This is a genomic window from Micromonospora sp. M51 (assembly GCF_018070305.1).
Taxonomy (GTDB): domain Bacteria; phylum Actinomycetota; class Actinomycetes; order Mycobacteriales; family Micromonosporaceae; genus Micromonospora; species Micromonospora parva.
This window is the reverse complement of sequence record NZ_JAGPXZ010000932.1, coordinates 1-2095: the sequence shown is the minus strand read 5'-3', so window position 1 is coordinate 2095 and position 2095 is coordinate 1. Positions and strand designations below refer to the sequence as shown.

Here is a 2095-nt window from a genome sequence, read left to right as displayed (position 1 = left end):
CCCAGAGGTTGCCGGAGGAGCCGGCCTGAAGGGTGTTGCCGGGGAAGAGGAAGGTGTCCCAGTTGGCCTTCATCTCGGCCTTGAACCGGCCGTACCACCAGCTACCCGAGACGATCATCGGAACCTTGCCGCCGATGAAGGCGGTGCCCATGTCCTCGGCCTTGAGGCTGGCCGAGTTCTTGGCGACGTAGCCCTTCTGCACCCACTGGGCGAAGGTCTCCGCGCCGTACTTGAGCGGGTCGGCCTTGAAGTCGACAGGGTTCTTGTAGAGCTGGTAGTTGTCGACGAACTGCCGGTCGGCCTTGGAGAGGGCGAGCTGGTAGAAGAGCTGCCCGGCGGGGTACTCGGCGCCGGCCATGCCCAGCGGGGTGATCCCCTTGCCGACGAAGGTGTCCATCGCGGCGGTCATCTCGGCCATGGTGGTCGGGACCTTGACGCCGTTGCTCTGGAACAGGTCCTTGTTGTAGTAGACGGTGACGTACTCGCCGTAGTTCGGCACACCGAACCAGTTGCCGGAGCCCATCACGCCCTTGTCGCTGTACCGGGCGGTGGTCTGCAGGCTGGGGCTGAGCTTGCCGGCCCAGCCGCGCTTGTCGGCCTCGCTGCTCAGGTCGGCCAGCAGGCCCTGGGAGGAGAGCAGCCCGGCGGTCGCGTTGCCCTTGTTGTACTCCATGATGTCCGGGCCCTCGGACGAGTTGATGATCATGCCAGCGTTCTGCTGGATCTGCTCGAACGCCTTGCGCTCGAAGCGCACCTCGACGCCCGGGTGCTCGGACTTGAAGATCTCGATCGCCCGGTCCCAGCCGATCCCCATGGCGCTGTTCTCGCTCTCGTAGTGCCAGAGCTTCAGAACCTTGGCGTCGCTGCTGTCCCCGTTGTCACCACCGCCGCAGGCGGCCACGGTGGTCGTCGCGGTCGCCGCCAGGGCGATCGCGGCGACGAGCCGGTGGAATCGCTGCATTACTATCCTCCTCGTTGAGTACTAGCCGGTACTTCACGGGGCCCGTCGTCGCGTTGCAGCGCGATGGCGGGCCGTCTTAGCTGGTCAGCCGCCGTCGTTCGACGCCGGACCAGAGGTAGCCAGTGCCGGCCGCCGGGGTGCGGCGGTCGACCCCCGGATCTCCAACGTGCACGGCAGCAGTTGCTGGTGACGAAGGTCGGCGGGGCCGTCCAGGTGGCGCGTCAGCGCCTCGATCGCGATCCGGCCCAGCGCCGAACCGGGGGACGTCATCGCGGTCAGCGCGGGGGTGGCCAGTTCGGCGACCTGCGGCGAGGTGACCATCGAGACGACGGAGACGTCGTCGGGCACCGACAACCCCCGGCCGGTCAGCTCGCCGAGGATGCCGAAGATCGCCGTCTCGTTCATGGCCAGCACCGCGGTCAGCTCCGGGGCCTGCGCGAACGCGGCGGCCAGGGCGGCCCGCCCGCCGGCGGCGCTGTCCTCGGCGGCGATCATCACCGGATCCAGGCCGTGTCCGGTCATCGCCGAGGTGAAGGCGTCCCGGGTACGCAGCGCCGGCCCGTAACCGCTGGCCAGTGTGGCGGCCGAGTGGTTGACGTAGACGATCTGCCGGTGCCCGAGACCGACCAGGTGCGCGACGGCGTCCCGGACGGTCTGGTCGAAGTCGATGTCGACGTAGGAGAGCGTGCTGGTGTCGGCGGTGCGGCCGATCAGCACCAGCGGCACCCCCGCCTCCTGGAGCACGGTGACCCGCTCGTCGGCCAGCTGCACCTCCATCAGCACGACCCCGTCGAGCATCCGCTGGCTGGCCAGCCGGCGCAGGTCGTCGAGGTGGCCCCCGCCGACCGGCGAGAGCCCCAGGTGGCAGCCGGCGACGCTGGCCGCGGCGGCGGCACCGGTGACGAAGGCGGTCTCGGTGGCACCGAGGCCCCGCTCGTCCATCGGCATCAGCAGGCCGAGGATCCGGCTGCGGCGACTGGCCAGCCCTCGGGCCATCGCGTTGGGCTGGTAGTCGAGCTGTGCCATCGCGGCGAGCACCTTGTTGCGGGTGGCCTGCGAGATCGGCCGGGCGCCGGTGAGCACGTACGAGACGGTGCTGACCGAGACGTGGGCGAGGCGGGCGACGTCGTGCAT

General features: G+C 69.5%; 2 protein-coding genes. Both read right to left on the bottom strand.

The features are described 5' to 3' along the window. Positions 1–961 (bottom strand): ABC transporter substrate-binding protein (locus KBX53_RS30910; RefSeq protein ID WP_210863274.1); only part of this gene is annotated, 961 nt, incomplete at its 3' end. Positions 962–1045: 84 nt separating this feature from the next. Next, positions 1046–2095, bottom strand: a 1050-nt coding sequence (locus KBX53_RS30905) for a LacI family DNA-binding transcriptional regulator (protein WP_210863271.1), incomplete at its 5' end; no start/stop codon positions are given.